A 22,539-nucleotide genomic window follows, 5' to 3' on the forward strand; every position below is an offset into this window, starting at 1 on the left:
GCCGGTACCCTTCCTTCTCGTGACCTACCGTGCGCTCACCGAGCAGCTTGCTCTGAACCCGATGGACCCGAAGGACCTGCTGCAGACCTTCGGGCTGATCGGCGTTTGGGTGATCCTCTTCGCGGAAACCGGCCTTCTCGTCGGTTTCTTCTTTCCGGGGGATTCGCTGCTGTTCCTGGCGGGCGTGGCCGCGTCGCCGGTGGCCGACTCGATCTTCGGCGACGGCACCCGGATGTCCCTGATGGGTCTGCTGATCGGCGCGCCCCTGTGCGCGATCGTCGGCGCCCAGCTCGGCCACGTCCTCGGCGCCAAGTACGGCCGCCGCATGTTCGACCGCCCGGACAGCAAGCTGTTCAAGCGGGAGTACGTGGAGAAGGCGGAGTACTACTTCGAGAAGTTCGGCCCGGCGAAGGCGGTGGTACTGGCCCGGTTCATCCCGATCGTCCGTACGTTCCTGAACCCGGTCGCCGGCACGCTCGGCATGCCGGCCCGGCAGTTCTTCCTCTGGAACGTGGTCGGCGCGATCCTGTGGTGTGACGGCATCATCCTGATCGGCTACCTGCTGGCCGACCGGATCTACAAGGCCATCGGCGGCAAGATCGACCGCTACATCCTGCCGGTTGTGGCGCTGATCATCCTGATCTCCGTCCTGCCGATCATCATCGAGGTGATCCGCGAGCGGAAGGCGAAGAAGCGCGCCGCGGTCAAGGGCCTTGCCGAGACGGCGGGTCCGGCGACCGCGATCGGCGTGGTCGCGGCGGCCAGCGTGGTCGGCATCGCGGACGAAGTGGCCCACGAAGTGGCTCACCTCGCGGACGAAGTGGCCCACCATGTCCCGGGCCACCACCATGAGGCCGGGCCCGGCCAGGGCGACGGCCACGGACAAGACCGCGGGTACGCCGGCGAGGACGACCACGGGCACCACCGGCCGCGTCACTCGGCCTGACGCCGCGCGTCTCGCCTTGAGGCCGCGCGTCTCGTCCTGAGGCCGCGCCACTTGGCCTGAGAAGGCGGACCAGGCCGGCCCGTCCGGGCCGGCATTCGTCGCTCAGACGGTGACCGGCTCGGTGCCGGCCAGCCGATCCAGAAACTCCTCCGGCACTTCGCGGAGGCTGTCCAGACGACCGAGGGTGAGCGCCCGATAGGTGAGCCGGGCGGCCTCCTCGAGGTTGCGCGCCCGTTTGTGGGCGAGCTCCACGCTGTCCGCCATGACGACACAGCCGTGCTGGCTCAGGACCAGGCAGTTCGTCCCGTCGGCGGCCATCGCCGCGGTCAGTGCCGCCACCTCGACGCTTCCGGGCAGCCGGAACGGCACCGTCGACACTCGCGTCAGGTAGTAGGCGTGATCCGTGGTCACGATCCTGATGTGCTCACCCAGGGCATCCAGCAGCAACGCCGTCTGCGGATGCAGATGAACGATCGCGTTGACGTCCGGACGCGCCCGATAGAGCGCCAGATGCAGCGCCAGCTCGCTCGTTGGCGTCAGCCGCGGCACCGGCACGCCGCCGGTGCCCAGGTTTGCGGGTGAACCGTCGGCGATGCGCACCGGCGCGAACGACGACCGGCTCAGCCGATCCAGCCAGGCGCCGCTCGCGGTCACCCAGCAGGCGTCCTCGTCGGGGATGCGGGCGGACAGGTTTCCGCCCGATCCGCAGACCATTCCGGCCTGGACCACGTCGTAGCCCACATGCGCGAGCTGATCGCGCAGATCACCGGGCACGTAGTTCAACCGTTGACTCCTCGGGTCCTCGGGGGTGGATCCTGATGGAGGTGTCCCGCCTGGCGTCACGCTCGATGATCGGTGACGCCAGGCACCTGTCCGCCGTTGCCCGGCGGCCTTGCCACTTCTGTCGTTGTATCAGGGCTGCCCTGCCGACCGGTGTGCCTTTCCACCGGCCTGGACCGGCTTGGCACTCTTCCTGCCGGTTGCCGGCTCTTTTCTGCCGGTCGGCCCGCTCCCAGGTGGGCTGGGAGCCGATGGGCAGCACCTGGAGAGCGCGCCGCCCGCCCTCCCTGAGCGGGCCTGCCCGTGGCCCGTCAGGTCGGAGCGGGCATCTCCCGCGATGGCCCGGCGCCGGCGCGATCGCTTCCTGGTCCGCCCTGAAGAAACGAACCCTTCGCGATCCGGCCGACACCGGTCAAGTCCCTGGAAGACCGCCGTACGGGCCTGGTGGGCAGGTGTCCCGTCAGCGGATCTCTCGCGAGGCCCGTCCGGTCAGGACGGGCTTTCCCCGCAATCGGCCCGGCGTCAGCGGGCCTTCTTCGTGGCCCGCTTGCGCGGCGGGGTGAGCAGGTCCGCGATCGTGGCGATCGCGGACGGGACCAGACGGTAGTAGGCCCACACTCCGCGCTTCTCGCGCTCGAGCAGGCCCGCCTCGGTCAGGATCCGCAGGTGGTGGCTCACGGTCGGCTGCGACAACCCCAGCGGTGCGGTGAGGTCGCAGACGCACGCTTCGCCATCCGAAGCGGACTGAATGAGGCTGAGCAGCCGAAGCCGGGCGGGATCCGCGAGTGCCTTGAGCACCCCGGCCAACCGCTCCGCATCGGCACGTTCAATAGGCTCGCCGGCCAGCGGCGAGATCTGAGGCATTGTCATTTCCGCCAACGCAGTTCCCACGATCTCCATCCTTCCACCAACTGCATCGATTCTCCTGCATGTGCGCAGGAACGAACCGGCTGACTTTCAGGCCGTAAGGCCGAAGTCGATCGAACGGTAGGGCGATCGGTACGTCTGTCCGGCACCCCCGCACGGCAGCGTCCGCACCCCGATCCACCATTCCCGCGACACCGACTTCGGTCTCTGCCTCCTGCAACGCCTCAGTCGCCGTCTGGTCGCTGTCCAACACCGTCGAGCTCCTCGATCCCCACCCCGGGAGTGAGGGACCCCACATTTCGATTTCGCGATCAGTACGCCGACCGACCAGCGGCCGCCCGCTCACTGAACCCACCGTGTATGGCACGGTTACACGGTGAGGTTGTGCGCCACAGTCGCCTTCACGACCCGATGAAAGCACGGCACAACGCTGCGCGACGGGCAATTCAGTGATGAATTTACGCAGGTCGTGGTGGGCTTCCATGACATCGAGGGTACTGGCTCGACGAAAACCGGAACGATCTGCCCTGCCGGGGCGGAAAGGAACGATTGACGCACGTAGTTAACTAGCCGGTAACAGGAAATATTGTTAACTGAACCCTCTCCAGCCACCTCGTGACTATCGGCATAGATGCAGCTCAAAGCGCTTTTGGCAGCCTCGGCTCCCGAGGACCGAGACAACGACGGTCATCAACCGAGTACGGACTGACACCGATGTCATCCATCCACATCTGTCCGTCCTCGGCGAAAGCCCGGCCGGACAGCGTCAGCAAAGAGACCCTTGTCGCACAACGCTACCCGTTCGGGTGACGTACAACCGTCTATATCGCGTCCCTCTTCAGCTCGACCGGGGGTCCGGAGAGGACTCTCCCGGGTTATTGACGGTAGAGCCGGGCGCAGCGGCACCCGTGGATTGATCCGGCGACGGTGAATCCCGCCACTGCCCTGAACCCTCCGCACCCTCGGAAGGCGCCACGCCGCCCGGCGGAAGGTCGTGGGGTGCCGACGGAACGGTCGACGGAGGATGGGCTGCGGTAGATGAAGGCATCGGTGCGGTAGGCGTCGTGGGGGGCGGCGCTGCCCACGGGCTCGGCCCGTCCGGTTCCCCCGCCACAGGCGCCGGCGTCGCTGGGGCCGGGCCTCCCGCATACGGCGCCGGGCCCGCGGGATGCGACGCCGGGCCCGCGGAAAACGGCGCCGGGCCCGCGGAAAACGGCGCCGGGCCCGTCGGATGCGAGGCCGGCCCTCCCACATACGGCGGTGGACCTCCCGGATACGGCGCACCATACGTCGGCGGCGGCGGATATCCACCCTGCACGGTTCCGTAGCCGACCGGCACTCCGGCGGGCGCGGCGAACGGATCCGCCGGCGCCGGTTTCGGCGCCCGCCCGAAGAACTCCCGGGGCGCGGCCAGCAGCAACACGCCCACCAGCACATAGCCGATCATCTGCGCGATACCCAGCCCGACGTTGAGCGCGATCCAGGAATCCGGGTACGCCTCGACCAGCGCCTGCCCGAGGGATCCCGGCGACGAGTCGCCATCGCGCTGGAGCGCCACCGTCACCGTCGAGGCACAGCCTGCGACCAGCCCGAGAGCGCACACCACCAGGGTCGCGATGCGGAAGCCGTTGCTGCCGCGGCGCAGTCCCATCGCGAGCACGATGTACAGCGCGAACAGGATGACCGCCAGGACCGCGCTCATGGCCGCACCGATCCACAGCACGGTGACGAAGCCGTCGACGTCCTCGCTGTTGCCGGCGGTGTCGCGGAACCGGTCGACCGTGCCGGGAGCGGTCGCAAGTGTCGCCACCGCGTACGCGAGGCCCACCACCGCCATGACGATCAGCAGGGCCGATGCGATGCCGACCGATGCCGGCCGGCGCGGCGTCGCGGCGGGCGTGGGTAGCGGGGCGGCCCCGACCGGGGGCTGCGCTGCGTACGTCATGGAGGTCTCCCGGGTGATCCGTTGCGGACGAACCTACCCGGACGCGACACGCGCCGCCGGGCTTACCCGGCGGCGCGTGAGTGAACGGATGTCAGGCCGGATCGGTGGGCCGACGACCCGGCTGATCCGGCGACGAGTCCGACCCGGACGGCGACTCCGACCCGGACGGCGGCTGAGACGGCGACTCCGACCCGGACGGCGACTCCGACCCGGACGGCGGCTGAGACGGCGACTGCGATGAGCCCGCGGACGGGTCGGTCCCGGCCGGAGTCTCCGAGGCCGGCTGCGAGGACCGGGTGGAGGGCGTGGGTTGCTGTGGGACGTCAGGGGCGGCTGAGGGCACGCCCCAGGGATCCGTTGCCGGGACAGTGCCGGTGTGCGGCGGAGTCTCCCCCGCGGCAGGCGGCGGAGTCGACGGCTCGGGGCTGCTCGGATAAGCCGGGAATGCGCCCGGCCCCGGGTAACCAGGCTGCTGCGGATATCCGGCCTGTGGATACCCGGTCTGCGGATACCCCGGCTGGGGGTAACCCGGCTGCGGATAACCCGGCTGTGGGTAGCCCGGCTGCTGCGGGTATCCCGGCTGCCCGGGGTACGGGTAGGGGAACGGCATCGACGGATCCCAGGTCGACTGCGGCTTGCGGAAGTACGTGTTCGCGGCCGGCAGCATCAGCAGGATCAGGGCTGCGAGCATCGCCAGCACCAGCAGCACGGTCAGCGTCACCGTGATCGGCGTGAACCAGCCCGGCAGCTCCTCGGCGAGCCGCTCGTCCACCTCCTGCTGGCTCGGCCCGCCGGTGGAACCGGTGTCGAAGTTCATGCCGCTGCCGGCAGCGTTGCTGAGCAGGCCGAAGCCGTTGCAGCAGAGGAAGATGCCGCCGATCACCCAGGTGGTGACCCGGGAACCCTGGCGTCCCCGGTTGTTGAAGATCCCGAGGATTGCCAGGCCGGCGCCGATCAGGATGTTGATGGCCACCGCGACGACGATCGAGACGACGACGAGGGATTCGAAACCGTCCTGGCTGCTGTTCGCATACAGGTCTCGGTAGACGTCCGAAATCGTCGAGACCGTGAACAGTGAGAGCACCGCGCTGAGGATGGACGCGGCGGCGCTGAAGTACAGCAGGTACGACGAGACGGTGACGACCGTGGGACGTGAACTCGGTGCCGGTGCTGCCGGATACATCGGCGCTCCCTCCTAGATCCACTCACGGTATCGGGTTGACGCCAGATCCGCGGACCCGAGGACGGGACGCCGGATGTGTGGCAACATCGCCCAACGTAGGACGAAATCGGATGAAATAGGTCGCTCGTTTGAGGGGCGACAGGAGTCGATCCCGCCCCATACACTTCCATCTCGTGGCGCGCCGCAGGCACCAAAGTCCCTCGGCGTCGTCCTGTGCCCGACCGAGTCGCCGCCCCCGCTCACCCATAGCCGGGGCCGAGACAGACCGGATCAGAGCACCCTAGATCGCGCGTGCCGTGTGTCCATGCCGCGGCCGCCCCAAGACCCTTAAGGACCGGTGAGTCCCATGCCCCACGCAGACACCTTGACCGTCGTCCACCATGACGACACGAGGACCCGCTACACAGACGTCCGGTATCAGCTCCACCGCGACGGGATCAGGATCTGGTCCGAGGAAGGCGAACATGCCTTCACGGACATTCTCATGACCCACGCTTACCGGCAGCGGGAGGCGAAAGCCAGCTAGAGAAGACGGCGAAAGGCCCCGAGCAAGCTCGGGGCCTTTCTTCGTGCTCAGGCTCGCGCGACGCGCAACCCGTCCTTCTGATCGCTGAGGTCGACCAGGACCGTGTCTCCGTCGACGATCTCCCCGGCGAGCAGTGCCTTCGCCAGCGAGTCGCCGATCGCCGACTGCACCAGGCGGCGCAGCGGCCGGGCACCGTAGATGGGGTCGTACCCGTGCTCACCCAGCCACTGCACGGCCGCCTCGGTGACGTCCAGGCTGAGCCGCCGGTCGGCGAGCCGGTTGCGCAGCCGGCCGAGCTGGATGTCGACGATGGCCGCGAGGTCCTGCGCGGTCAGCGCGTGGAACACCACGATGTCGTCCAGCCGGTTGAGGAACTCCGGCTTGAAGTGCCCGCGCACGGTCGCCATGACCTCCTCGCGCCGCTCCTCCTCGCCGAGGGTGAAGTCGGAGATGACCGACGAGCCCAGGTTGGAGGTGAGCACCAGGATCGCGTTGCGGAAGTCGACCGTACGGCCCTGCCCGTCGGTGAGCCGCCCGTCGTCGAGGACCTGCAGCAACACGTCGAAGACGTCCGGGTGGGCCTTCTCCACCTCGTCCAGCAGCACGACGCTGTACGGCCGCCGCCGCACCGCCTCGGTGAGCTGGCCACCCTCCTCGTAGCCGACATACCCGGGCGGGGCACCGACGAGGCGGGCGACGGAGTGCTTCTCGCCGTACTCGCTCATGTCGATGCGGACCATGGCCCGCTCGTCATCGAAGAGGAAGCCCGCCAGGGCCTTGGCCAGCTCGGTCTTGCCGACGCCGGTGGGGCCGAGGAACAGGAAGCTGCCGGTGGGACGGTCGGGGTCGGCGACGCCCGCGCGGGCTCGGCGTACGGCGCCGGAGACTGCCGCGACGGCCTCGGCCTGGCCGACCACCTTGGCCTGCAGCGACTCCTCCATGCGCAGCAGCTTGGCGGTCTCGCCCTCCATCATCCGGCCGGCCGGGATGCCGGTCCACGAGGCGATGACCTCGGCGATGTCGTCGGCGCCGACCTCCTCCTTGACCATCGGCGGCTCGGTCTTCTCGTCCTCCGCCGCCGACGCGCTCTCGATCTCCCGCTCCAGCGCGGGGATCTCCTGGTACTGCAGGCGGGACGCCCGCTCCCAGTCGGCGTCGCGCTGCGCCCGCTCCAGCTCTGCGCGGGTCTCGTCGAGCTGCTTCTTGAGCTCGCCGACCCGGTTGAGGCCCCCGCGCTCGCGCTCCCAGCGGGCGTTGAGGGCGGTCAGCTCCTCCTCGCGGTCGGCGAGGTCGCGCTCGAGCCGCTCGAGGCGGGCGAGCGAGGCCGGGTCGGTCTCCTTCTCCAGCGCCAGCTTCTCGACCCGCATCCGGTCGACCTGCCGCTGGAGCTGGTCCAGCTCGACCGGGCGGGAGTCGATCTCCATGCGCAGCCGGGAGGCGGCCTCGTCGATCAGGTCGATGGCCTTGTCCGGCAGGAACCGGTCGCTGATGTAACGGTCGGAGAGCGCCGCGGCCGCGACCAGAGCCGCGTCGGTGATCTGCACCCGGTGGTGGGCCTCGTAGCGGCCCTTGAGGCCGCGCAGAATGCCGATGGTGTCCTCGACGGTGGGTTCGCCGACGACGACCGGCTGGAAGCGGCGTTCCAGGGCCGGGTCCTTCTCGATGTGCTCGCGGTATTCGTCCAACGTGGTCGCGCCGACCATGCGCAGCTCACCACGGGCCAGCATGGGCTTGAGCATGTTGCCGGCATCCATCGAGCCCTCGCCCTTGCCGGCGCCGACGACCGTGTGCAGCTCGTCGAGGAACGTGACGACCTGGCCGTTGGAGTTGCGGATCTCCTCCAGGACGCTCTTGAGGCGCTCCTCGAACTGGCCGCGGTATTGCGCGCCCGCGACCATCGCGCCGAGGTCGAGCGAGACCAGCTTCTTGTCGCGCAGCGTCTCGGGGACGTCGCCGGCGACGATGCGCTGCGCCAGGCCCTCCACGATCGCCGTCTTCCCGACGCCGGGCTCACCGATCAGAACCGGGTTGTTCTTCGTACGCCGGGACAGCACCTGCACCACCCGGCGGATCTCCGCGTCCCGTCCGATGACCGGGTCGATCTTGCCTTCGCGGGCCAGCGCGGTCAGGTCGACGCTGTACTTCTCCAGCGCCTTGTAGGTCTGCTCGGGGTCCTGGTTGGTGATCCGGCGCTCGCCGCCGCGCACCGACGGGAACGCGGCGACCAGGGCCTCCTCGGTGGCGCCCACGTCGCGCAGGGCCGTGCCGACGGCGCCGCCGACCCGGGCCAGGCCGGCGAGGAGGTGCTCGGTGGAGACGTACTCGTCGCCGAGCGGCTTGGCGATCAGCTCGGCCTCGCCGATGGCGTTGACGAACTCTCGCGAGAGGCTGGGCTCGGCGGTGCTCGCCCCCCGCGCGGAGGGCTGCTGCTCGACCGCCCGGGCGGCGGCGCGCCGCACGTCGGCGGGGTTGGCACCGGCCGCGCGCAGCAGTGCCGGGGCGGTGGAGCCGCCGGTGTCGAGCAGCGAGAGAAGCAGGTGCCACGGCTCGACCGTGGCGTGCCCCCGCTGGTTGGCGTCGGCGACCGCACCCGTGATGACGTCGCGGCTCTTGGTGGTTAGACGTTCGGCGTTCATTTGCTCCCCTGATCGGATCTTCCAAGAGATGCAGCATCCGAGTGGTACAGCGATCTGAGACTTGAGCGTATTCCACTCAACTCTAGGCCGGCGAGTCCATGCCCCGTCACCGGTCTCGCGAGCCCGCAACCATTACCGTTGACCGTGTGCGTGTACGGGTAGAGCAGACTCCCCTTCCTGGCATCGGCGTCCGTCACGATCTGGTGACCTCGTCCGGGCGTACGGTCGGCGTGGTCTCACACCGCAACGGCCGCCGCGACCTGGTCCTCTACGACGTGGACGACCCCGACTCGTGCCTCGCCTCGATACCGCTGACCGACGACGAGGCGGAGGCGCTGGCCGACGTGCTCGGCGCGTCGCTCATGCTGGGCCAGCTCTCCGGCCTGCGGGAGCAGGCCGCGGGCCTGCTCACCGAACAGATCGCCCTGCCCGCCGGCTCACCCTTCGTCGGCCGCCGGCTGGGCGACACCCGGGCCCGCACCCGCACCGGTGCATCGATCGTGGCGGTGCTGCGCGACCGTGAGGTGATCCCCTCGCCCGGCCCGTCAATCGTCTTCGAGGCGAACGACGTGGTCGTCGCCGTCGGCACCCGCGACGGCCTGGGTGGCCTCACCGCCATCCTCGCCGGCGACACCGGCGACTGAGGCGCCGGTGCACAGCACGACGATCCTTCTGATCGAGGTCGGCGCGCTCCTCTTCGCGCTCGGCATGCTCGGGCGGCTCGGCCGTCGCATCGGGCTGTCGCCCATCCCGCTCTACCTGCTCGCCGGGCTCGCGTTCGGCCACGGCGGCCTGGTCCCGCTCTCGGCCAGCGAGCAGTTCATCGAGGTCGGCGCCGAGATCGGCGTCATCCTGCTGCTGGTGATGCTGGGCCTGGAGTATTCGGCGAGCGAGCTCGTCGGCAACCTGCGCGCGGCGGCCCCTGCCGGGCTCATCGACGCTCTGCTGAACGCCCTGCCCGGCGCCGGCTTCGCTCTGCTGCTCGGCTGGGGCTGGGAGGCGGCGGTGGTGCTGGCGGGCATCACCTGGGTGTCGTCGTCCGGCGTGATCGCCAAGGTACTCGCGGATCTCGGCCGGCTGGGTAACCGCGAGACCCCGGTGATCCTGTCGGTGCTGGTCATCGAGGATCTCGCGATGGCGTTCTACCTGCCCCTCGTCACCGCCGTCCTGGCCGGGGCCGGGCTGTTGGGCGGGGCGAAGGCCCTGGCCGTCGCGGTGCTCACGGTGGTCGCGGTCCTCGTGGTGGCGATCCGCTACGGCAACGCCATCTCGAACTTCGTGTCGGTGAAGGACCCCGAGGCCCTACTGCTCAGCGTGCTGGGGCTGACCCTGTTCGTCGCCGGGGTGGCCGCGGAGCTGCACGTCTCCGCCGCCGTGGGCGCGTTCCTGGTCGGCATCGCGCTCTCGGGCCAGGTCGCGCACAGCGCGGTGCAGATGCTGTCACCGCTGCGTGACCTCTTCGCCGCGGTGTTCTTCGTGTTCTTCGGCCTCTCCACCGACCCCGCCGCCATGCCGCCGGTGCTGCTGCCCGCACTGGGCCTCGCCGCGCTGACGATGCTGACCAAGGTCCTGACCGGCGTCTTCGGGGGCCGGCGCCGTGGCATCGCCCTGCCGGGCCAGGTACGCGCCGGCCTCGCCCTCATGCCCCGGGGCGAGTTCTCCATCGTCATCGCCGGCCTGGCGGTGGCCTCGGGCGTGGAGCCCGAGCTGGCCCCGCTCGCGACGGCGTACGTCCTCATCACGGTGGTAAGCGGGCCGCTCCTGGCCCGTTTGCCTGATTACTCCTGGTTCAAGACCGCCATCCGGCGGCGGATGCCGGTGCGCCCACCGGCCGGCCCGGTGCCCGCAGCGGACTGACCAGGGAACCTCTGGGCTGCGCAATGCTACTGACCGGTATCCGAAAGTGATAACTCATCACTTCCGCCGGGGCGATCTCACGCGCTAACGTGTCGCCGCGACAACAACGAGTTATCAGGGTGACCAGCGACACGCCTGATCCGAGGAAGCTCACGGCGCAGGCGCGGGCCCTGAGTCTTCAGGAGGACAGGCGGATGATCCAGAGTGATGGGGCGGCGTCGTGACTGTGCGTGAGTCGACGTTCTTCGGATTCGCCAACCCGGTCGACCCACGGCCGGAGGAGCTGCAAGCGTGGGCCTACCACCCGGAGGCCGTCCCGCTCGACGCCATGCCGTCGGACTGGGACCTGCTGATCGCGGGTGACGTGCTCGCGCCGACCCTGTTCGAGCTGGCGATGGACAGGCAGTGCCCGGCCCGGCGCTTCGCCCAGCACTGCATGTACATCTACGCGGCGGACGGGGTGCGTCCCAACGCGTCCTCGCAGCGCAAGCGCCGCCTGAAGAAGTACGTGGAGCGGGCGGAGGAGGTCGGCGACGAGCCGATGTCCATCTGGGCGCACAACTGCCGGGTGCTGATGACCCGCCCCGAGCTCTTCGACTACCAGGACTGGATCGAGGGCGGCCTGGTGCGCCATCCCCGCCGCCTGGCCCTCTTCGGCCGCCGCTGAACCGCGGCGGCCGGACGGTCATCCCTGCCCTGAGCGGCGCGGGCGCCACACGACCAGCGCGGTCGAGGGGCGCTCCTGCCGGACCAGGTCGCGGCTCGGGTACGACGCCACGGCCTCGAGCTGGGCGATCCGCTGGTATGCGGCGTCGAGCTGGGACTCCAGTTCGGCGATCCGCTCCTGAAGCTCGCCGGCGAGCTGCTCGAGGCCGATGATCCGCTTGATGCCCGCCAGGTTGACGCCGTCCTCCTGGCTCAACTTCTGCACCTCGCGCAGGAGGGCGACGTCGCGCTCGCTGTAGCGCCGGCCACCGCCACCGGCCCGGCCGGGCTGCACCAGGCCGAGCCGGTCGTATTGGCGCAGGGTCTGCGGGTGCATCCCGGCCAGCCGCGCGGCGACGGAGATGATCAGGACCTTCGCGTCGGAGGCCTGCTCCATCGAGATGCTGATCTCTTCATACATGTGCCACCTCCCGGAGGCTCCTGACTCGCCGGTTATCCCCGGCGCAGCCGGGCGTCGATACGTCCGCGTTCCGCGTTCGGCGTGAGTTTGGCGAACCGTTCCAGCGCGTCCCGGGCCTCGTCCGAGACGCCGGTGGGCACCTGTACCTCGACCGTGACCAGCAGATCGCCGACCTGACCGTCGCGGCGCTGCACGCCCTTGCCCCGGGCCCGCAGCTTCCGTCCGCTCGGCGTGCCCGGCGGCACCCGCAGCGTCACCGAGCCGTCGAGGGTGGGCACTCGCAGGTCGGTGCCGAGCACCGCCTCGGCGAACGTGATCGGCACGGTCATCGTGATGTCGTCGCCGACGCGCCCGAACAGGTCGTCGGGGCGCACCCGGACCTGCACGTACAGGTCGCCGGCCGGACCACCGCGCTCGCCGGGCTCGCCCCGGCCGCTGAGCCGGATCCGCTGCCCGTCGGCGACCCCGGCCGGGAAGCGGACGTTGATCGTGCGGTTCTTGGTGACCCCGCCGGTGCCGCGGCATTCCGGGCACTTCTGCTCGACGATGGAACCCGCGCCCTGACACTCGCGGCACGGCTCGGAGAAGCTGAACGAACCCTGGTTGCGCGAGATCAGCCCCGAGCCCTGGCACTGCGGACAGGTCCGCGGCACGGTGCCGGGCTTGGCGCCGTTGCCGTGGCAGATGTCGCAGACACCGGGCGAGCGCAGGGTGAGGGGCAGCGTCGTGCCCTGCACCGCGTGCGCGAAGTCCAGCGTCACCTCGGCCTCGACGTCCCGGCCGCGCTGCGGGCCACGGCGGGGACCGCCACCCGCGCCGCCGCCGGAGAAGATCGAGCTGAAGATGTCCGAGAAGCCGGCGCCGCCGAACCGCCGGTCACCGGCACCGCCGCCGCCCGCGCCCGCCCCACTGAACCCGCCGAACAGGTCGGAGGGGTCGAACTGGGAACTGCCGCCGGCCCGCGCGCCCCGGCGGAACGCGCCGGAGCCGAACAACGAGCGCATCTCGTCGTACTCTTTGCGCTTCTTGTCGTCGGACAGCACGTCGTACGCCTCGGAGGCGGCCTTGAACCGCTCCTCGGCGTCGGTGTTGCCGGGGTTGTGGTCGGGATGGTTCTCCCGGGCCAGCTTCCGGTACGCCTTCTTGATCTCATCGGCGGAGGCGGATTTGCCCACCCCGAGAACGGCGTAGAAGTCCTTCTCCAGCCAGTCCTTCGAACTCATCCGGCCCACCTCCTCCTACGGATGCGACGGGTCCCGCCCACCTGACGGTGGACGGGACGGGACATCGTCACGCGGGGTCGGCGACCGCGACCATCGCGGGCCGCAGCAGCCGCTCGCCCAGGATGTAGCCGCGACGCATGACCTCGACGCAGGTCGGCTCGGTGACGTCGGCCGACGTCAGGTGCGCGACCGCCTCGTGGCGGGTGGGGTCGAACGGGTCGCCCTTCTCACCGAAGGCGACGAGGCCGAGCTTGCCGACCACGGCGCCCAGCGACTCGGCCACCGTGGCGAACGGCCCGACCAGGTCGCCGTGCTCACGGGCCCGGTCGAGGTCGTCGAGCACCGGCAAGAGGGCGGTGAGCACCGCACCGGTGGTCTGCTCCGCCGCCGCGCTGCGATCCCGGTCGACACGCTTGCGATAGTTCGCGTACTCGGCGGTCACCCGCTGGAGGTCGCGGGTGCGCTCCTCCAGCTCGGTACGCAGAGCTGCCAGCTCCGCACCGAGACCCGGCGTGGCGGTCACCTGGTCCTCGGGTTCCTCGGCGGCACGGTGCGCACCGCCCCTGGTCTCCGCGGACTCCTCGGCCTCCTTGGTCACCGTGGTGTCCTTACCCTTCACATCGATCTTGCGGCGATCGCGGATGACGACGCGCTCGGTCGCCTGACCGTCGTTCTCGTCGTCCGCCCGGCTCACTTCTTGTCGTCCTCGACGATCTCGGCGTCCACGACGTCGTCGGCACCGCCCTGCGGACCGGCGCTCGCACCGGCCGCGCCACCGGCGGCACCGGCGGACGCGCCCTGGGCACCGTCGGGGCCGGGGGCACCCTCCGCACCCTCCTGCTGCTGCTGCGCGTAGAGCAGGGAGCCGGCCTGCTGAGAAACCGAGGCCAGCTTCTCGTGGGCGGTCTTGATCTTCTCGATGTCGCTGCCGCCCAGCGCGCCGCGCAGGTCGCCCAGCGCCTCGCTGATCTGGTTCTTGGCGTCCTCGGGCAGCTTGTCGCCGCTTTCGGCCAGGAACTTCTCGGTCTGCCACTGAAGCTGCTCGGCGAGGTTGCGCGTCTCCGCGTCCTCCTTGCGCTTCTTGTCCTCGTCGGCGTGGTCCTGGGCGTCGCGCATCATGCGCTCGATGTCGTCCTTCGGCAGCGCGGAGCCGCCGGTGATCGTCATCTTCTGCTCCTTGCCGGTGCCCAGGTCCTTCGCGTGGACGTTCACGATGCCGTTGGCGTCGATGTCGAAGGTGACCTCGATCTGCGGCACGTTGCGCGGCGCCGGCGGCAGGCCGGTCAGCTCGAAGGTGCCGAGCTTCTTGTTGTACGCCGCGATCTCCCGCTCGCCCTGGAACACCTGGATCAGCACGGACGGCTGGTTGTCGTCGGCCGTGGTGAAGACCTCGGAGCGCTTGGTCGGGATCGTGGTGTTGCGCTCGATCAGCTTGGTGAAGATGCCGCCCTTGGTCTCGATGCCCAGGCTCAGCGGGGTCACGTCGAGCAGCAGGACGTCCTTGACCTCGCCCTTGAGCACGCCGGCCTGCAGGGCGGCGCCGACGGCGACGACCTCGTCCGGGTTGACGCCCTTGTTGGCCTCGCGGCCGGTCAGCGACTTGACCAGGTCGGACACGGCCGGCATACGGGTCGAGCCGCCGACCAGGATGACATGGTCGACGTCGGACACCTTGACGCCGGCGTCCTTGATCGCCTGCTCGAACGGCGCCTTGCACCGGTCCAGCAGGTCCTGCGTCATGCGCTGGAACTCGGCCCGGGACAGGTTCATGTCCAGGTGCAGCGGGCCCGACGCGCCGGCCGTGATGTACGGCAGGTTGATGCTGGTCGTGGTCGCCGCGGACAGCTCGATCTTGGCCTTCTCGGCGGCCTCGCGGAGCCGCTGCAGCGCCATCTTGTCCTGCGACAGGTCGATGCCGTTCTCACCGCGGAAGGTCTTGACCAGGTGGTCGATGATCCGCTGGTCCCAGTCGTCGCCGCCGAGGTGGTTGTCGCCGGAGGTCGACTTGACCTCGATGACGCCCTCGCCGAGCTCCAGGAGGGAGACGTCGAAGGTGCCGCCGCCGAGGTCGAAGACCAGGACGGTCTGCTCCTTGGAGCCCTTGTCCAGGCCGTAGGCGAGCGCGGCCGCGGTGGGCTCGTTGACGATGCGCAGGACGTTGAAGCCCGCGATCTCGCCGGCCTCCTTGGTGGCCTGGCGCTGGGCGTCGTTGAAGTAGGCCGGGACGGTGATGACCGCGTCGGTGACCGTCTCGCCGAGGTAGGCCTCGGAGTCACGCTTGAGCTTCATGAGCACCCGCGCGGAGATCTCCTGCGGGGTGTACTTCTTGCCGTCGATGTCGATCGACCAGTTGGTGCCGACCTCGCGCTTGACCGAACGGATGGTCCGGTCGGGGTTGGTCACCGCCTGACGCTTGGCGACCTCGCCCACGAGCACCTCGCCGTTGCGCGCGAAGGCGACGATGGACGGGGTCGTCCGGGCACCCTCCGCGTTGGCGACGACGGTGGGCTCGCCTCCTTCCAGAACGCTGACGCAGGAGTTCGTGGTGCCGAGGTCGATGCCGACCGCTCGTGCCATGTTCGCTTCCTCGCTTCTCACCGGGCGTCTTACTGCTGTCTTACACGATTGCGGGCCCACAAGTTGAGCGGACCGGACTCAATGATGCCACGGCGTGGCCAGACCGCAAGCCGAAGTTGAGTCAACCCGGCGCAACTTCCGGGAAGAAGGTCCAACTTCCGGGAAGAAGGTCCCTGTCCGGTCACGACGGGTGGGGTACCTGTTGTCTGCGATGCATAGATCGGGCACGCTTTACCCGTGACGACGCACGGTGACGCGGTCGGTCCGTCGGCCACGCCCGCCGTAGCCGACGGGCCGCCGACAGAATCCATGGCAGAGAACGGCGAACCGGAGGAGCGGGATACTGCCGTGCCCTCCGAGCCCCCTGAGGCCACCGCGGCGCCCGCCGAGGACGCCGGAGCTGCACGTGAACAGGGGCCGGCCACCCCGGAATGGCCGCCGGTCAAGGCGTCCACCACGGGCAACGTCGTCACCACTCAGACCAATCCGGCCACGCTCGACGACCTTCCCCCCGAAACGGCAACGGAGAGCGCTCCCCCGGGGCTGCCGGAGCCCGTCGAGCCGCCCCCGGCGCTGGGCCGCCTCGCCACCGCGCTGTCCCAGCTCCGGGCGGCGATCGGCGGCGCCACGTACCCGCTGGTCATGCCCTCCGCCGAGGAGGCCCGCCGGATCGGCGCCGCGCTGGTGTCGCAGCTCGACGACTATCTCCTGCCCCGCCTGGCGCGGCTCGACGCGCCGCTGCTCGTGGTCGTGGGGGGTTCCACCGGTGCCGGCAAGTCCACGCTGGTCAACAGCCTGGTCCGGGCCCCGGTCAGCGCCGCGGGCGTGCTGCGCCCCACGACCCGGTCCCCGGTGCTGGTCAGCCACCCCGACGACTCCTCGTGGTTCCGCAAGGGCGAGCTGCTGCCGGGCCTGACGCGCACCGCGGAGGCCGGCTCCCACCCGGAGACCCTGCAACTGGTCTCGGCCCCGGCGCTCGGACCCGGCCTGGCCTTCCTCGACGCACCCGACATCGACTCGGTCGTCGACCGCAACCGGCAGCTCGCGGCGCAACTGCTGGCCGCGGCGGATCTGTGGCTGTTCGTCACGACCGCCGCGCGCTATGCGGACGCCGTACCGTGGGAGTTGCTGAAGACGGCCCGGCTGCGCGGCACCGTGATCGCGCTGGTGCTGGATCGCGTGCCGGAGGAGGCCGCGGGTGAGGTCTCCGCGCACCTCGCCGAGATGCTCACCGAGCACGACATGGGCGCCGCACCGCTGTTCGTGCTTCCGGAGACCACCCTGGACGGTCAGGGTCTGCTGCCCGAGGACGAGACCCGCCCGCTGCACGACTGGTTCGCGCAGCTCGCGGCCGACGCCGACGCCCGGGCCGCCGTCGTGCGCCAGACGCTCGACGGCGCCCTCGCCGCGCTCGGCCCGGCCGTCGAGGGCCTGGCCGCCGCCGCCGACGAGCAGGCGGTCGCGGCGAAGGCCCTGGACGAGCGGGTGACGGCGGCCTATCGCCACGCTCGACGGACCTTCCAGGACGGCCTGCGGGACGGACGCCTGCTCCGCGGTGAGGTGCTCGCCCGCTGGCAGGAATTCATCGGCACCGGCGAATTTTTGCGGACGCTGGAGTCGCGGATCGGCCAGCTCCGCGACAGGCTGGTCGCGGCGGTCACGGGCCGGCCGGTGCCCGGACGCAACCTGCAACTGGCGTTGGAGTCCCAGCTCGTCACGCTGGTGCGCGGCGTCGCCGCGGACGCCGCCGAGCAGGCCTTTGGGGCGTGGCAGGCCCATCCCGCCGGCGCCGAGCTGCTGGAGCCGGGCTTGCAGAGACCCGCGCCGGACCTGCCGCAACGGGCCGAGCGCGTCGTGCGTGACTGGCAGCTCTGGGTGCTCGACCTGGTCCGCACCGAAGCCGCCGACAAACGCTTCGTCGCTCGCGGCGCCGCGTACGCGGTCAACGGCGTCGGCCTCGCGGTGATGATCGCGGTCTTCACCTCCACCGCCTTCATCCCCACCGGCGCCGAGGTGGCGGTCGGGGCGGGCACGTCGGTGGCCGCCCAGAAGGTGCTCGAGGCGATCTTCGGCGACCAGGCCATCCGCACCCTGGCGGCCCGGGCCCGCGAGGAGTTGGTGTCCCGGGTCGACGAGCTGCTCGACGCCGAGGCGGCCCGCTTCACGGACCGCACCGCCGCCGCCGGGCTCGAGCTCGAACCGGGTACCGCCCTGCGGCGGGCCGCGGCCGACGTGAAGCAGTCCAGGGAGGAACTCGCGTTGACCGGAACGCCGTCATGAGCCTCGCCGAGAAGGTCAAGCGCGCGCTGGCCGGCGACGACCGGGTGGACGCCCAGCAGCTCGCCGAGCGGCTCGACGCCTTGCAGCGGTTCCTGCGGGTCACCGACCCGTACCTGCCGGACAGCGATCTCGTCGCCGCGCACACGCTGGTCGAACGCGCGGGCAGCCGGCTCTCGCTCTCACAGGACCACACGGTGGTCGCGCTGGCCGGCAGCACGGGCAGTGGAAAGTCCAGCCTGTTCAACGCCCTCGCCCGGCTCAAGCTGTCGCCGGTGGGCGTGCGCAGGCCGACCACCGGCGTCGCCCACGCCTGCGTGTGGGGTCCGCTCGAGCCGGCCAACCGGCTGCTCGACTGGGTCGGCGTACTCCCCCGGCAGCGGTTCATCCGGGAGAGCGCCCTGGACGGCGACGACGAGGCAGCGCTGCGCGGGCTCGTGCTGCTCGACCTTCCCGACTTCGACTCCGTCGAACACGGCCACCGGATCGAGGTGGACCGCCTGCTCGGCCTGGTCGACCAGGTGGTGTGGGTGGTGGACCCGCAGAAGTACGGCGACCGCATCCTGCACAACGCCTACCTGCGCCAGTTCCGCTCGCACGGCGACGTGACGATCGTGGTGCTCAACCAGGCCGACCGGCTCTCGCCCGCCGACACCGAGCTCGTCCTGGCCGACCTCAAGCGGTTGCTCGACGAGGACGGCCTGACCGGCGTGCCCGCCATGGCCACCTCGGCGAAGCAGCCCGGGATGCTCACCGAGCTGCGCTCGGCGCTGGAGAAGACGGTCGCCGAGCGGCAGGCCGCCCTGCGCCGGCTCGCCGGTGACCTCGACACGGTCGCCGAGCAGCTCAGCGCCGCGATCGGGCCGCCCGCCGCCGAGGACGAGATCGACCGCGCGACCGTACGGCAGCTCACCGACGCGCTCGCCGCCTCCGCGGGAGTTCCGGCGGTGTCCGCGGCGACCGCGGGCGCGTACCGGCACCGGGCGCTAGCGAGCACCGGCTGGCCGCTACTCCGTGGCGTTCGTAAGCTGCGGCCGGACCCGCTCAAGCGACTGCACATCTCCTCGGACAAGCCTGTCGCGGATGAGCCTGCCGGGAACGCGCCTGCCCAGGAGATCGCGCCCGTCCCGCGGACCTCGCTGCCGGAGGCCGACGCCGCGCAGAAGTCGGCGGTCGGACTCTCCGTGCGCGCGGTGGCCGCGCGAGCCGCCGCGCCGATCCCCGACGTCTGGGCGCCGGCGCTGACCGTGGCCGCCCGGTCCCGGCTCGGTGACCTGCCCGACGCCCTCGACCGGGCGGTCGCCAAGACCGACCTCGGCATGAGCCGCAAGCCCTTCTGGTGGACGGCCGTCGGCCTGCTGCAATGGCTGCTCACCATCGCCGCCGTGGCCGGGCTCGGCTGGCTCCTGGCCGGATACGCGGTGCGTGCCCTGGGTCTGCCCAAATTCGACAATCCCCAGGTCGGAGAGGTGCCGCTGCCCACCCTGCTGCTGCTCGGCGGCCTCGTCCTCGGGCTGCTGCTGGCCGTGCTGCTGCGGCCGCTCGTCAACGCCGGGGCCACACGCGCGGGACGCCGAGCCGAGCAGCGGCTGCGCGCATCGGTCACCGAGGTCGGCCGCGAGTACGTCGTCGCGCCCGTACGCGAGGTGCTCAACGGGTATGCGCAGGCCCGCGAGGCGCTGACGGTCGTCCGATCGGAATAGAGCCCGCGGCCTGCGGTACCGGTAGGCTCGGCGGCATGGCGGCACCTCAGAATCCGTACGACGCGGTCCTGCACGCGGCCCGCGACGTGGCGAAGCTCGACTGTGCCCTGGACGCCGAGATGCTGGGCACCGCCCTGCTGGGCAGCGTCTACTCGGTCGCCGCGACGGGCCGTGCGGCAGCGGTCCGAGAGTTCGTGGGCCAGTTCCTCGCCACCACGATCCGCCGGCGCTCCGCCTCGGCGACGACGATCCGCCAGGTCTTCGCGACCCTCGTGCCGGAGGCCGAGGGCGCGGCCGAGGTCCGCGGCGGCGCCCAGGCCCCGCCCTGGACGGACCAGCTCGGCCGGGTGCGCGCGACGGGCTGCTACGCGTACGGCGACGTCTACGGCGACCAGACGTCCTATCTGGTCACTTTCGCCTACGACGACGCCGAGGAGGGCGGGCCGGAGCACGCGGTCGTCGCCCTGGTGGACCACAACATCGGCATCACCAAGGACGTCTTCGTGGGCGGCCCCGCGGACCGCATCCTCGGCCAGGTCCGCGAGATGTGCGCGACCGACGAGCTGACCTGGTTCCGCGAGGAGGACCCGGGCCGGCTGCGCAGCGAGGTCAGCCGCCATCTCGAGATGACCGACAAGCTGAGCGACCTGCCCCGGGAGGGCAACCTGGCGACCGACCGCGCGCTGGCCACCGCGCGCCTGGCCCTGCTGCCGACGTCGACGGTTCCCCCGCTGCCGGAGCCGCCCGAGCTGAGCGGGCCGGACCGTGAGCGGCTGCTCCGCGATTTCCTGGCGTCTCCCGAAGCCGCACGGTTCGGCCTCGACGCCGTCGCGGCCGACGACGAACTGGCCTCACTGCACTTCTGCCTGAGCCTGCTGCTCGACCACGCCGCGAGCCTGCCGGACACGGATCCACTGCGCTGGAGCCCGGCGGTCGCGGGACTCTTCCTGCTCGACTGGGTCCACCGCCGCGCGGTCCTGGACATGGACGATGCGGCGATGCTGCCCCGGGTGACGCGGGCCTGGTCGGCCTACGCGATGCGCATGAAGGGGCTGCCGGAGGCCGCCACAGGGCAGACGGACGCGGTGGTCGAAGAGATGATCCCCGAGTTCGCCCGCCTCTACGCCACCGGCGAGAAGCGCAGCCCGGCCACGGCCGCGGTGGCGCAACTGATCTCCGAAGGCGTCGACCCGAACGACGCCGAGGCCATCGACGCCTGGATCGAGACCAACCGCCACCGCCTCACCGACGACTCCTGAGTCACCAGCGGTTGGTGTGACCGGGGTCGGCGTGGTGCCGGCCCACGCGGGAGATGCGGTTGTCGTCCGCCCGGTGCATGCGTTCCGCGCGGTGACTTCCCCGGTAGGAACGGGCGGCGAACTGGGTGCCGTCCGCCTGGTCCGCCACCAACTGGTGGCGGTGGCCATTGTGGGTCCGGCCCGGGGCACGGTCGGTCTTGAGGTTCTGCGGGCGTTCGGTCACTGCCGACCTCCGGCTGCTGTCGGTGCGGGCGGACTCGGCCCGGCGATGGCTGACGATCTTCCTGCTGTCTGTACGGACGGCGCGCGCCCAACGATGAATGACGACCTTTTTAAGGTGTTTCGGCTGCTCGGCGCGCCGGTGTTCGGTGACGGTCGCCCCGCGGCCGTGGCGGCCGACCGGTTCGATGTGGACGGTGATCACTCGGCTGTTGCCGGCCCGGTGATGGGACCAGTGGGCACGGTGGTTGACGTCCTCGCAGTGCTTGTGCGGCGAGCGGTCGGGGCGGTGGTGGTGCGACGGCCGGGACGAGCAGTGGGTCCGGTCGGCGCACCACGGCGGACGGGCCGGCTTCATCGGCGGCCGGGCCGGGGATTCCGAACCATCCGGATCACCCTGACCGGAGCCATAGCCGCCGCCGTGTCCGTCGTGACCGCCGCCGCCGTGTCCGTCGTGATCGTCGGCGTCACCGCCGTCATCGGAATCGTCGGGGTCGGTGTGGTCAGATTCGTCCGGTTGATACGGCTCCTCCGGCCACGTCGGCCCGGGCTGCCACCCCGGCGGCGCCCCCGGCCAGGTCGGACCTTGCGACCCGGCGGGCGGCTCGGGGCGGGAGGGCTTCCCGGGCCGGCTCGGCTTCTCGACGACCCCGTGGCCCGCGGGCCACGGCCGGTTCTTCACGCCGCTCGGGATGCCTGACTTGTTGGAGGTGGTGGTGCCGTTGGGGGCGCTGTGGCCGTACCCGCGCGGTTTGGTCTTCCTCTTCTGGGCCTGGCCCTGGATCGGGGCCGGGCCGACCGGGGAGGGTGAGCCCGTGCCGGCAGAGGCCGGCGGCGAGGTGCGGACCGGACCGGCCGAGGCCGGCGGGATGAACGGCACGTCGGTGACGGTCGTCCGGCCGTCGGCCAGCTCATTGGAGCCGGCGGTGATCGCCGCCAGGGTCGGCAGCGAGGCGAGACCCACCAGCATGACCACGAGGAGCACGTATCGCCGGGTCGGTCCGGTCAGGCCCTCCGCGCTGTAGACACCATTGAGGCGCCTGCGCAGCACCTTGATCGGTGGCACGAGCCCGTCGTCGTTCGGCTGCTCCGACACGGCCGGCACCCTCCCCAGAGTTGAAGATCCAGATGGATCCCTCGGCTGCTGGGGAGAACGACGGACGTGCCGTTCGGCAGCGGCGAAAATCCTCCGTTCAGACGGAAGTGACGGTACGAAAACGGCTTACTCGGACAAATTTGGGCAACGATTACTCGGCTAGGTTTTTCGGATCTGTGATCGACCTGACCTGTGGCGCCACTCACGTTCTCTGCGAGGATGGGTGCGACGGCGCCGCCGTCGCCCCTCGCCAACCGGCGGGGCGCGGTCGGGGCCGTCACTCCCCGGCCGGGTCGAGACCCGCCGACCAAACCGCGCG

At 70.7% G+C, this 22,539-nt stretch carries 17 protein-coding genes; 7 read left to right on the plus strand and 10 right to left on the minus strand.

Going from position 1 to position 22,539, the window contains the following annotated elements; genetic code table 11:
* Positions 1–19 precede the first annotated feature (19 nt).
* Complete coding sequence (locus tag EDD30_RS19075; RefSeq protein ID WP_123678357.1) at positions 20–946, plus strand: DedA family protein; 927 nt, start codon at positions 20–22, stop codon at positions 944–946.
* A gap of 102 nt (positions 947–1,048) precedes the next feature.
* Here EDD30_RS19075 and EDD30_RS19080 read toward each other — a convergent pair whose 3' ends face one another.
* From EDD30_RS19080 to clpB, 5 genes are all read right to left on the minus strand, one after another.
* Positions 1,049–1,720 (minus strand): class II aldolase/adducin family protein, encoded by a 672-nt coding sequence (locus EDD30_RS19080; protein ID WP_244945616.1) that lies wholly within the window; start codon positions 1,718–1,720, stop codon positions 1,049–1,051.
* Between the two features lie 528 nt (positions 1,721–2,248).
* On the minus strand, positions 2,249–2,626 hold the full coding sequence (locus EDD30_RS19085) for an ArsR/SmtB family transcription factor (protein ID WP_071807679.1): 378 nt from the start codon (positions 2,624–2,626) through the stop codon (positions 2,249–2,251).
* Positions 2,627–3,431: 805 nt separating this feature from the next.
* Complete coding sequence (locus EDD30_RS19090; RefSeq protein WP_071807681.1) at positions 3,432–4,538, minus strand: hypothetical protein; 1,107 nt, start codon at positions 4,536–4,538, stop codon at positions 3,432–3,434.
* Positions 4,539–4,629: 91 nt separating this feature from the next.
* On the minus strand, positions 4,630–5,721 hold the full coding sequence (locus EDD30_RS19095; protein ID WP_071807683.1) for a hypothetical protein: 1,092 nt from the start codon (positions 5,719–5,721) through the stop codon (positions 4,630–4,632).
* Positions 5,722–6,294: 573 nt separating this feature from the next.
* On the minus strand, positions 6,295–8,883 hold the full coding sequence (gene clpB / locus EDD30_RS19105; RefSeq protein ID WP_071807687.1) for an ATP-dependent chaperone ClpB: 2,589 nt from the start codon (positions 8,881–8,883) through the stop codon (positions 6,295–6,297).
* A 146-nt stretch (positions 8,884–9,029) separates the two neighbouring features.
* On the opposite strand from clpB, the gene EDD30_RS19110 reads away from it, so the two are divergent.
* The 3 genes from EDD30_RS19110 (at position 9,030) to EDD30_RS19120 (ending at position 11,407) form a co-directional block, all read left to right on the plus strand.
* Entirely contained in the window at positions 9,030–9,527 is a 498-nt protein-coding gene (locus tag EDD30_RS19110) for a cation:proton antiporter regulatory subunit (protein ID WP_071807689.1), read from the plus strand.
* A gap of 7 nt (positions 9,528–9,534) precedes the next feature.
* The gene (locus EDD30_RS19115) at positions 9,535–10,740 is read left to right on the plus strand and encodes a cation:proton antiporter (protein WP_071807691.1); all 1,206 of its coding nucleotides are present in this window, start codon (positions 9,535–9,537) and stop codon (positions 10,738–10,740) included.
* A gap of 220 nt (positions 10,741–10,960) precedes the next feature.
* Positions 10,961–11,407 carry a hypothetical protein gene (locus EDD30_RS19120; protein ID WP_071807692.1) on the plus strand — a complete coding sequence of 149 codons (447 nt, stop codon included), beginning with the start codon at positions 10,961–10,963 and terminating at the stop codon, positions 11,405–11,407.
* A gap of 18 nt (positions 11,408–11,425) precedes the next feature.
* On the opposite strand, the gene EDD30_RS19125 is transcribed toward EDD30_RS19120, so the two are convergent.
* The 4 genes from EDD30_RS19125 to dnaK form a co-directional block, all read right to left on the minus strand.
* Positions 11,426–11,866, minus strand: coding sequence for a heat shock protein transcriptional repressor HspR (locus EDD30_RS19125; protein WP_071807694.1), 441 nt, complete (start codon positions 11,864–11,866; stop codon positions 11,426–11,428).
* A gap of 32 nt (positions 11,867–11,898) precedes the next feature.
* Positions 11,899–13,089, minus strand: a complete 1,191-nt coding sequence (gene dnaJ, locus EDD30_RS19130; RefSeq protein ID WP_071807697.1) for a molecular chaperone DnaJ — start codon at positions 13,087–13,089, stop codon at positions 11,899–11,901.
* 67 nt (positions 13,090–13,156) lie between these two features.
* The gene (gene grpE / locus EDD30_RS19135) at positions 13,157–13,783 is read right to left on the minus strand and encodes a nucleotide exchange factor GrpE (RefSeq protein ID WP_084556835.1); all 627 of its coding nucleotides are present in this window, start codon (positions 13,781–13,783) and stop codon (positions 13,157–13,159) included.
* Positions 13,780–15,666 carry a molecular chaperone DnaK gene (gene dnaK, locus EDD30_RS19140; RefSeq protein WP_071807699.1) on the minus strand — a complete coding sequence of 629 codons (1,887 nt, stop codon included), beginning with the start codon at positions 15,664–15,666 and terminating at the stop codon, positions 13,780–13,782. The genes grpE and dnaK overlap by 4 nt, the downstream gene beginning before the upstream one ends.
* 642 nt (positions 15,667–16,308) lie before the next feature.
* Here dnaK and EDD30_RS19145 point away from each other — a divergent pair.
* Genes EDD30_RS19145 through EDD30_RS19155 form a run of 3 tightly spaced genes read left to right on the plus strand, consistent with a single transcriptional unit; the run spans position 16,309 to position 20,905 of the window.
* Complete coding sequence (locus tag EDD30_RS19145) at positions 16,309–17,946, plus strand: GTPase family protein (protein WP_123678821.1); 1,638 nt, start codon at positions 16,309–16,311, stop codon at positions 17,944–17,946.
* Positions 17,943–19,646, plus strand: coding sequence for a GTPase (locus tag EDD30_RS19150; protein WP_084557003.1), 1,704 nt, complete (start codon positions 17,943–17,945; stop codon positions 19,644–19,646). Before EDD30_RS19145 ends, EDD30_RS19150 begins: the two co-directional genes overlap by 4 nt.
* Positions 19,647–19,681: 35 nt before the next feature.
* The gene (locus EDD30_RS19155) at positions 19,682–20,905 is read left to right on the plus strand and encodes a hypothetical protein (RefSeq protein WP_071808111.1); all 1,224 of its coding nucleotides are present in this window, start codon (positions 19,682–19,684) and stop codon (positions 20,903–20,905) included.
* Position 20,906: 1 nt separating this feature from the next.
* Here EDD30_RS19155 and EDD30_RS19160 read toward each other — a convergent pair whose 3' ends face one another.
* Entirely contained in the window at positions 20,907–22,220 is a 1,314-nt protein-coding gene (locus tag EDD30_RS19160; RefSeq protein ID WP_143162896.1) for a hypothetical protein, read from the minus strand.
* Positions 22,221–22,539: the final 319 nt, after the last annotated feature.

Source organism: Couchioplanes caeruleus, assembly GCF_003751945.1.
GTDB lineage: Bacteria > Actinomycetota > Actinomycetes > Mycobacteriales > Micromonosporaceae > Actinoplanes > Actinoplanes caeruleus.

Excerpts from the sequence above, each read along its gene's own strand:
- dnaK (WP_071807699.1), bottom strand. The coding sequence starts at position 15,666 with ATGGCACGAGCGGTCGGCATCGACCTCGGCACCACGAACTCCTGCGTC.
- dnaJ (WP_071807697.1), bottom strand. The coding sequence starts at position 13,089 with ATGAGTTCGAAGGACTGGCTGGAGAAGGACTTCTACGCCGTTCTCGGG.
- EDD30_RS19155 (WP_071808111.1), top strand. The coding sequence starts at position 19,682 with ATGGCGGCACCTCAGAATCCGTACGACGCGGTCCTGCACGCGGCCCGC.
- EDD30_RS19085 (WP_071807679.1), bottom strand. The coding sequence starts at position 2,626 with ATGGAGATCGTGGGAACTGCGTTGGCGGAAATGACAATGCCTCAGATC.
- EDD30_RS19095 (WP_071807683.1), bottom strand. The coding sequence starts at position 5,721 with ATGTATCCGGCAGCACCGGCACCGAGTTCACGTCCCACGGTCGTCACC.
- EDD30_RS19145 (WP_123678821.1), top strand. The coding sequence starts at position 16,309 with ATGCCCTCCGCCGAGGAGGCCCGCCGGATCGGCGCCGCGCTGGTGTCG.
- EDD30_RS19125 (WP_071807694.1), bottom strand. The coding sequence starts at position 11,866 with ATGTATGAAGAGATCAGCATCTCGATGGAGCAGGCCTCCGACGCGAAG.
- clpB (WP_071807687.1), bottom strand. The coding sequence starts at position 8,883 with ATGAACGCCGAACGTCTAACCACCAAGAGCCGCGACGTCATCACGGGT.
- EDD30_RS19090 (WP_071807681.1), bottom strand. The coding sequence starts at position 4,538 with ATGACGTACGCAGCGCAGCCCCCGGTCGGGGCCGCCCCGCTACCCACG.
- EDD30_RS19150 (WP_084557003.1), top strand. The coding sequence starts at position 17,943 with ATGAGCCTCGCCGAGAAGGTCAAGCGCGCGCTGGCCGGCGACGACCGG.